Genomic DNA, 8000 nt, shown 5'->3' on the forward strand with positions numbered 1-8000 from the left:
AAATACTACAAATTTTGAATCTTGAATCTTATCGACTAACATGGTATAGGTATTAAGGATTTCATTTTCAGTTCATTCTTATATGTTGTGATAATATACTTCATGCATTGACTGAAAATACTAAAAAAATCGGTGCTTTGTATTTTTACCTTACTTTCATCCCGTAGTTGAGGTTATCATGTCAACCCCTGAAGATGCTTTCAAAAAAAAATTATTAGCTGATAAAAAAGAAAAGGATGAACTTGTTCAGAAACATAAAATGGATTCAGAGCATAGAAAAAAAATCATTGCCGAAAGAATTGATTTTTACCAAAAACACCAAAGTCATTTCATTCAAAAAATTAATGGGTGGGCTAGCAGTGTAGATTTAAATATCTCAGACCTTAATGTTAACTATTACGATTATGGTAATTTATTTCAAACAAAAGGCATAAGTATTGAGCATGATGGTAAAAAAGTACAGTTTATTCCGAAAGGGGTAGAACGTGGAACCTTTTTAGGTACCATAGCTCTAGATTTTCCTAACGCAAATCCATTCATTCAATATTATTTCGGTTTGTCTGAAAATAAAAATGAAGCCGAACCATATTGGATTTTTGTTAAATATGATACTCAAAACCCTAGTGCTTGGCAGGAAAACTCGAAACGAATGTCAAAAGAGCTATTCTTTGAAATAATTGAAGAAATATTACTTCCTCCCAAACCATGAATATAAAATATCAGAGAAGCACTCAAACCAGTGCTTCTCTAAATACCATCATTGTTTTATTAAAGATAACTGCTTTATTTTAAATAATCACATTTCGCACTTATCAATTTTAATTATCATATTTATTAATGCTGAAATTAAATTATTGGAAAGCTACAGTTCATATAAAAAACCACGTCCGTGTGATAAGACGTGGTTCAGATTTACTAGCTGTACTAAAATTAAACTCTTCGTCTGAAAACAACATTATCAGAAAAGATAGCCTTCCCAGCGACAAACCCAACAGCAGCTATTATTGGCAAACTGATAGTAGTCCCAGCTATGCCTGTAGACATACCGATCAACGCTGACAGACCAAAAGCCAGCAGCATAACAACAGCTGCATACCATTGTGGAAAGGTTCCATATAAAACAGTCGCCATACAGCCAGTACATACGTGGACACCACGCTGGCTTTCCTTTAAGCAGAAAGGACACTGGATTTTATTTTGCTCCATGTTCGCGCCCTTAGTTAGCTTTCCAGCCGTTATTAGTTTTCACCAGAACAATTTTGGCTTCTTCTGGTTCAGCCATCCCTTTAACGCCAGAAAAAGCATTTTTATCAACCCAGCCCGGTACGCCATCCAGTTTCCACGTATAGGTCACTTGTGTGATTTTAGCGCCAGCGCCATCACTCGGTTCAGTCCAACTGGTGATCTCAGCAACAACACGATGACCAACACAGGCACCTTCCTCACGGTTCCAAAACTCAACCTCTTGTCCTTTGTCTGTTATCTCTAATACATCAACGCTACCAAATCCGTTAGGCTGCTGCGAAACATTGAGCAGCCCCTGTTCAGCAAGCCCGTTCAGGATTTCATCGCTGGCATTGTATCCAGCAGAACGGTAGCCATGATTAACCTTTACTGGAAAACCTTTGTTGAACGCAAAGTCATTATTCTGCAGTGAGTAGCACACCTTTGATTTTGAAATTTTCGCGTTTATAGCCTTTTCAAACTCGCCTTTCTCACCACATCCCGCCAGAACAAGAGCAACACCAGCAACGAGTAAAATCTTCTTCATCTTCCTATCCATCCTGATAATCAAAAATGCTGTTATGTAGAGGTAGTCGGCTGCGCACCTGTAGTCGTTAAAGCTTGTTCTTACTGGCATAACGCAGCAAAACCACCTGATTAACCAATTGATAGGATTCAATTATTTTTGTGGGCCGTCATATCGTTTGTAACGATCAAAATCAAAATAATGATAGTTATTATCTATCATTAAATACATATCGATCGATTAAATCAATTAACCTACCGATCGAAAAAACGTTATTAATCGACATAAACTATCAATATCAATTTATCGATCTGAGTTACCGATCATTTTCTTGCTAGATGAATCGTTACTGGATAAAGTGAACAGAAGGCTCACTGGACCGATTATTCGCTGGTTTGTAGGGATAGAACGTCAAACCCTATGACCAACAGCCAGCACTGCCCTATGGCCCTTTCTTAGCCTTTATTAATGCAACATCAGGGAAAACAATCATGAGGGATGCCGTTAGCTGATTAGATAGAAAAACTCATAGGCTTCTGATAAGCGGCTCTCTTCTTCAGCCATTAACACAAATTTAAATAGCCAGATTCGATATACCTCTGGCCCCGGCGTCTTTACGCCTATTTTTTCGTTTACTGTTTATATGGAGTTAACATGAAAAAACTGTTTATCGCTGCGTTGGTGATCCTGCCTCTTACCGCTTGCACAACCTATGGCAACAAATCCCTTAAAGACGAATCGCAACAAACCGTAAAAAACAAAATCGTTAAAGGGAAAACTACCCAGCAAGATGTTATTAACGCATTCGGGGAACCACAAACACGAGCCACCACTGATGGTCAGGAAATGTGGTCCTACTCCAGCATGTCAGGCGAGACTCAGATCTCAAACTACATCCCCGGACTGGCCCTACTGAAGAACAGCAACACTGCCCATATGAACTCCCTTGAGATCTGGTTCAAAGGGAATATTGTTGATCGATATAATTTCAGCCAGACGGCGAGTAAGGTTTCGCGTGGGTTGTTGGATTAATTTGTCGTTAACGACGCCAGAAAAGCAATAATCGAACCAAATTAATGAGAATGAGGCAGCAAAGGATAAAATATGTAATAAATGAGATGCAAATCACATTTCCATAACGAAATTTACTGTTTTGCTTAAATTTTTACCCCTTGCTCAGAATATAAGAGAGCATATGCAACTATTGAGGAAAATCTCATGACTGATAAAAAAATAGCAGAAGAGCAACTTGTAAATTTCTTTGCATCACCAGCATCGAGTGGTTATCAATATGATGTTAATAAAACAGCCAGCGCCTATGGGGAGACTCGTGAAGGCGTACTTCAGGTACAATTTGGCTTAAAAGGCTTTCCTGATTTTGTTAGACCAAATTATCAGATTATATTTGGTGATAAAAGTAAGATAGCATTTAGAGGAGACACACACAGTAAAGACAATCGTATTTCATCAGAATATAATCCAGATAATCTATCATCTGGATTTGAATACAACGGGAAATACTTTAACAAAGTCAGCTCTAATTTATAAATAGAACCTTACATTAATCTGTTTGTAAATTAATACACACATCATATATATGGGCGTGAACGCCCATATATAAAACACGATTTATTTCTTTCTACATATATCTATGATATCAAGGAGTGAAATACATTTAGCACCACTCTTCTCTGTGACTAATTTTTTTATTTTTCCCCAATGAGTTCGTATTTCTTCAACAAATAGCTTATTTTCACTGTTTTTGAACTCATAATCCATGACGGAATTTTTTTTGCAACAGATTGCCAGATGACCCGCTTGACCATCACTATAATTAAATTCTATATCATTACCAACACGCATATAAACACCTGAGCAGTATAATCCATCACGCGGCCCATATTTCAGATCTATCAAATATGCATCTTCCGGTAATTCAGGCCAACCTTCATATAAAGGAGGTAATTTATTAGGATATTTTCTTTCTTGCTCTGTGAAACTCTTATCATATTTATGATATGCTTCTCTTGCTTCGTAAGATAACTCCTCACGATACACGACTAAATACACAGGTCTATCAAGGAGTTCTGCTCGGGGTATTTTCGAAAGAGAAAATTTCTTGATCGATGATGAGGTTGATCTCATAGCTCTTTTTTTATTCCATTTTTGCATAGCATCTTCAATATCAACTAAACTTATATAACTTGATTCTTCCCACATATCATCGAACCATTTATTAATATTAGAAATTTGTAGTTCATCTTCTGTTAAGATACCTGCTTCTTCCCACCCGGTCAGTTCATCTCCCTCAAAGTTTAAACCATTTGAAGAACAGTTCGCAGAACCAACAATAGCTTTTTTATCGCCAACAATAACTTTTGCATGCAACCTATCATGTTGTCTCAGTTCATATCCCGAGAGAAGGCTTAAATTCTGAATGACTACTGGGTTAGTTGCCCCGCTTGCCAAATTACAGATTATTTTTACCTTTTTATTTTTTTTGTGAGTGAAAATTGAATCTGCACCATTTCCCCAAAAAGCAACTGCGGCACGAACTTCATTCTCTTCAGACACGATCGATTTTACAGCTTGTAGATATTCAAATGATGAAATAAACACGAATAACTCCTAATTAATCATTGCTGTGCGAAGCAGATTTATATAATTAAAAAACGTTGATTTATTTTACTTATTTTTATAAAAAACAACAGCGATCTTAAGCCTATCAGCGGCCTGATGCAACGCCTCATAGAGATCGCCCTCAATCTCATGCTCACCGTTCTTGAATATTACCACATAGCCATTAGTAAGATCTCGCACATGGTCAAGGTTTGTAGACTCTATCGCTATTCTCATACAAGAATGTAAATATTCAGCCACTGGGTACGGTAAGTATCAAGACAGTTGGACTGAAAATCTAAGTGTCTGGATAGTTGTAGTGCTGAGTTCACAAACAGCGGCAGCAACACCGATGCGTTCTGCAAGCTTCAGGGCTTCGTTGCAAAATTCAGGCGTATGTTGCTTACGTGGTTTTTTACTGGTTAATACGGACTTTGTCATGTGGGTCACTTCTGGTAGGAAATTTACTCACTTAGCCGTCTGCGCACTAATGGTGGGCAAGATCAAACAGCTAAAATAGCAAGAGATATTACTTATTAATCTAGCTCATTCTTCAATTCTGGAGCACAAAACATGGCTGGTACAGAACTTATTTTTGATGATGAAAACCCTAAAATATTATTCATTCCTGAACATAACAACAACGATCTCTCGAACATAACAACAGAGATCTTAAGCCTATCAACAGCAAGAGATAACGCCTCATGGAGATCTCCCTTCATCTCCTGCTCATACTCACCGTCCCTGAACATGACTACATAGCCATTGGTCAGATCTCGCATGTGGGCAAGGTTTATAGGCTCGATGGCTATTTTGATGTCTGTACCTTTGTATTCGAGCACCGGATAGCCCATGTCAGTGTGAAGCACGATACCACCGAGGGTTTCCACTTCGGATAAAAAGTTATCTTCAGCGATGGCCTCACGCAGATCCTGTAGGCCAAGCTCGTTCATCAATGCAGGTTCATCTGGAGCATTAGCTTTTACCCTACCGCAGTAATAGTAATCGTCCAGAATACTAACGGGCGTGTTGGGATGCTGACTGTTGTAGGTTTTGGTTTCTGAAATCAGAGATTTTATTGTTTCTTCACTTACTTGGCTGAGTTCAGATATCAATCTCCCAAATACATTTACTATACGTTCTTTATCATGTTCATTTGCAGATTCTGACAGGAAGAAAAAATCGTAATCTTTAACATAGATTTTATTGCCGTTTTCTAGGATAAGTTTTATCCCGTGTTTATTTTCTTCAATGTCTTTAACCATACAGGTCATAAATGGTACATTTTTGTTAGCGTGAAATAGCGTAATGATTTTAATATTATTCATTCTTTGATTTTCCTTTTTGTTTTATTTTTTAATACCATATTTGTTTTAGGAAAATCAAATTTAAATATTTTTTTAACGTTTTACTTACTGTTTAATTTTATTTTGAAAAGATATTTATCTTATGAGCTAACGCTCATGTGCTGAAGCACGGCTACGCCCTAACTCTGAAATATGTATTTTTATCTTGATGTGGTGCCTTATTAATATTGATAGTAAAAAGAGGAAAGATCTTTTCCAGACCATTTCATCATAAAATAACAAAATTGATCTTATGCTTGAACATAGCATTACCTCGATAACATATAGCATTTGCTCTTAAACGTATAGGAAAACTATATTTAAAGAAGCAGCACTTAGTGATTGTCCAAAACAATCACATTGCTGGAACAGGGCTTGCCCCTGTTAGTGATGGATTTATCCAAAAAAGATCGCGTCGAAGACGCCAGATAAAGTAAAAGAAAAATTAATTAAGTTCACACAATAAAAGCAGCGGTTCGTGATTGTAGAAAACAATCACTTCGCTGTAATAATATCATAAGAAAAATAAAATAGGCGGTGCAGTAGGTGCCATTGTTGTAAGGCACAAATAAACCACGCAGAAAACCACCCAAAAATAACAAAAAAGAAAAACTGGACTCTCTTAACTTCTTACTAATTATTTAATTATAAGCACGGTCCCAGCTCAATAAAATCAAGGCTTCACACCTTTTTTTGCTATGTTTAAACATAGCAGATACCTATGTTTAAACATAGAACCGTCCTATGTTTAAACATAGCAAGATCTATGTTTAAACATAGTTTTTTTAACATATAGCAATATCATAATAATAAAAAGCCTATTTTATTTATAGTTTAACTATTGACTTTTATTTTTCTGCATAGTATTAAAACAACAGAATAAAAACTATAAGAGAGAATAATATGAATACTAATGACACTGAACTACTTCGCTTATTTGAAAAATTAACCACTGAACAAAAGATTGATATCGCAAGACACTTGCTTCAAAACAAGGATATAAAATCAACTACAGTCATCGCAACAGAAGAAGATAAAGCGATCTCATTTGCACAGCCTTATGTATTTGCTTTTACTTCTAACTTTCGTGTTTTTTCTGATCTCGACATATCGAAGAATGAATTCCGTGTATTAACTTATATTTTAGAATACATGGAGTTCGGAAACCTTATCAACCTTTCACAGTCTTCACTCTGTAAAGCATTGAATATCGCATCTGGGAATATGTCTAACATATTCAAAAAACTCAAGCAGAAAGGAATACTCGTTGAGCATCATGGACATCTGTATATCAACTCAAATATTTTCGCCAAGGGTATGAGTCATCAACTTGATGAGATGCGTAAAGAACATTTAAGCAATGCTAAAAGCCTCAATGCCGATATTGAACAATATCCAGATTATTATGCAGATCTTTCACAACAAGAAAGACGAGGTTTAGCTTTAGAAACTGAAACTAAAGAGATCTATACTGACGCATTTATTTTTAGTAAGAAGAAAAAGAATAACGCTGTTCCCAATGCTAAAAACAGTATCCAGATCGATAAACCCCGAAAAGTTTACAGACGAACAAAGGAAAATGAAGCAGAAAGAAAAGACTTGGCTGATACCACCAACCATTTAAAAGCAGTATCCTGAACAAAAAAATAATAACAAGGAGAATAAATGAAAAAACTACCCGGTTCACTTGAAATAAAACTGCATGAAAGACTATCAAAAAACGATATTCTGAATGTCTTAGCAGAACACATGACTATGCTTGAGGAAACATTTGGCATTGAAGAGTTCAAACTCTATTCTTATCTTGAATGTTATCGTGACAATAAAAAACAGGCTTTATATCACAATGGTCACAACATCGTTGTAGGAGCATTTAATTTAAAAAGTCAGGAAAACTTAGAGAATACAGCAAAACTAATCTCAAAAGAGGGTAATAACCGTATCATTTCTTTTGAAAAAAAACTTGATACAGATAAAATGCTCACTACAGTTGAAAATATTCAGACGAATAACCCGTACCGATACTGGTCTAATGATATTAAGATTATTCCAGCTTCACAGGTAAGTAGCATCATTCAAGATGAAAATAATCGCCAGCAGGCAGAGAAAGATAGGCTTTACCTCATCGAACAGCAACGTAAGAAGGAAGAACAAGCCCGTAAAGCCAGAGAGAAGGAAGAATATGAACGACCGCTAAAATATTTTATTAATAAAAAAATTAAAGAAAGCGGTTTGTCTGAACGGGACTTCAATAAATATATTTGTTTAAGCTATAACTATCTAAT

At 36.1% G+C, this 8000-nt stretch carries 9 protein-coding genes and 1 pseudogene; 5 read left to right on the plus strand and 5 right to left on the minus strand.

Annotated features, from left to right (window positions below):
* The first annotated feature begins 178 nt into the window (after positions 1-178).
* The gene (locus tag HEP82_RS19480) at positions 179-709 is read left to right on the plus strand and encodes a hypothetical protein (protein WP_192459565.1); all 531 of its coding nucleotides are present in this window, start codon (positions 179-181) and stop codon (positions 707-709) included.
* Between the two features lie 221 nt (positions 710-930).
* On the opposite strand, the gene HEP82_RS19485 is transcribed toward HEP82_RS19480, so the two are convergent.
* Together HEP82_RS19485 and HEP82_RS19490 are read right to left on the minus strand one after the other, a co-directional pair.
* Entirely contained in the window at positions 931-1206 is a 276-nt protein-coding gene (locus tag HEP82_RS19485) for a hypothetical protein (protein WP_192459566.1), read from the minus strand.
* 10 nt (positions 1207-1216) lie between these two features.
* On the minus strand, positions 1217-1771 hold the full coding sequence (locus tag HEP82_RS19490) for a membrane lipoprotein lipid attachment site-containing protein (protein WP_192459567.1): 555 nt from the start codon (positions 1769-1771) through the stop codon (positions 1217-1219).
* Positions 1772-2404: 633 nt separating this feature from the next.
* Here HEP82_RS19490 and HEP82_RS19495 point away from each other — a divergent pair.
* Together HEP82_RS19495 and HEP82_RS19500 are read left to right on the plus strand one after the other, a co-directional pair.
* The gene (locus HEP82_RS19495) at positions 2405-2782 is read left to right on the plus strand and encodes a hypothetical protein (protein ID WP_192459568.1); all 378 of its coding nucleotides are present in this window, start codon (positions 2405-2407) and stop codon (positions 2780-2782) included.
* Positions 2783-2968: 186 nt separating this feature from the next.
* Entirely contained in the window at positions 2969-3298 is a 330-nt protein-coding gene (locus tag HEP82_RS19500) for a hypothetical protein (protein WP_033071285.1), read from the plus strand.
* An 81-nt stretch (positions 3299-3379) separates the two neighbouring features.
* On the opposite strand, the gene HEP82_RS19505 is transcribed toward HEP82_RS19500, so the two are convergent.
* From HEP82_RS19505 to HEP82_RS20045, 3 genes and pseudogenes are all read right to left on the minus strand, one after another.
* Complete coding sequence (locus tag HEP82_RS19505) at positions 3380-4369, minus strand: phospholipase D family protein (RefSeq protein WP_192459569.1); 990 nt, start codon at positions 4367-4369, stop codon at positions 3380-3382.
* Between the two features lie 321 nt (positions 4370-4690).
* Positions 4691-4810, minus strand: a pseudogene (locus tag HEP82_RS19510) (IS3 family transposase); the annotation flags it as partial.
* Between the two features lie 95 nt (positions 4811-4905).
* A complete protein-coding gene (locus HEP82_RS20045) occupies positions 4906-5697 on the minus strand; it encodes a hypothetical protein (protein WP_225622570.1) in 792 nt (263 codons plus the stop codon).
* A gap of 921 nt (positions 5698-6618) precedes the next feature.
* On the opposite strand from HEP82_RS20045, the gene HEP82_RS19525 reads away from it, so the two are divergent.
* Both HEP82_RS19525 and HEP82_RS19530 read left to right on the plus strand, forming a co-directional pair.
* Positions 6619-7353, plus strand: a complete 735-nt coding sequence (locus HEP82_RS19525; protein WP_192459570.1) for a helix-turn-helix domain-containing protein — start codon at positions 6619-6621, stop codon at positions 7351-7353.
* Positions 7354-7380: 27 nt separating this feature from the next.
* A partial coding sequence (locus HEP82_RS19530) for a hypothetical protein (RefSeq protein ID WP_192459571.1) occupies positions 7381-8000 on the plus strand: 620 nt, incomplete at its 3' end.

It is taken from the genome of Musicola keenii, assembly GCF_014855505.1.
Taxonomy (GTDB): domain Bacteria; phylum Pseudomonadota; class Gammaproteobacteria; order Enterobacterales; family Enterobacteriaceae; genus Musicola; species Musicola paradisiaca.

What these genes read in the sequence shown, in the direction of transcription:
- HEP82_RS19480 (WP_192459565.1), top strand. Translation starts at nt 179, where the DNA reads ATGTCAACCCCTGAAGATGCTTTCAAAAAAAAATTATTAGCTGATAAA.
- HEP82_RS19485 (WP_192459566.1), bottom strand. Translation starts at nt 1,206, where the DNA reads ATGGAGCAAAATAAAATCCAGTGTCCTTTCTGCTTAAAGGAAAGCCAG.
- HEP82_RS19490 (WP_192459567.1), bottom strand. Translation starts at nt 1,771, where the DNA reads ATGAAGAAGATTTTACTCGTTGCTGGTGTTGCTCTTGTTCTGGCGGGA.
- HEP82_RS19495 (WP_192459568.1), top strand. Translation starts at nt 2,405, where the DNA reads ATGAAAAAACTGTTTATCGCTGCGTTGGTGATCCTGCCTCTTACCGCT.
- HEP82_RS19500 (WP_033071285.1), top strand. Translation starts at nt 2,969, where the DNA reads ATGACTGATAAAAAAATAGCAGAAGAGCAACTTGTAAATTTCTTTGCA.
- HEP82_RS20045 (WP_225622570.1), bottom strand. Translation starts at nt 5,697, where the DNA reads ATGAATAATATTAAAATCATTACGCTATTTCACGCTAACAAAAATGTA.
- HEP82_RS19525 (WP_192459570.1), top strand. Translation starts at nt 6,619, where the DNA reads ATGAATACTAATGACACTGAACTACTTCGCTTATTTGAAAAATTAACC.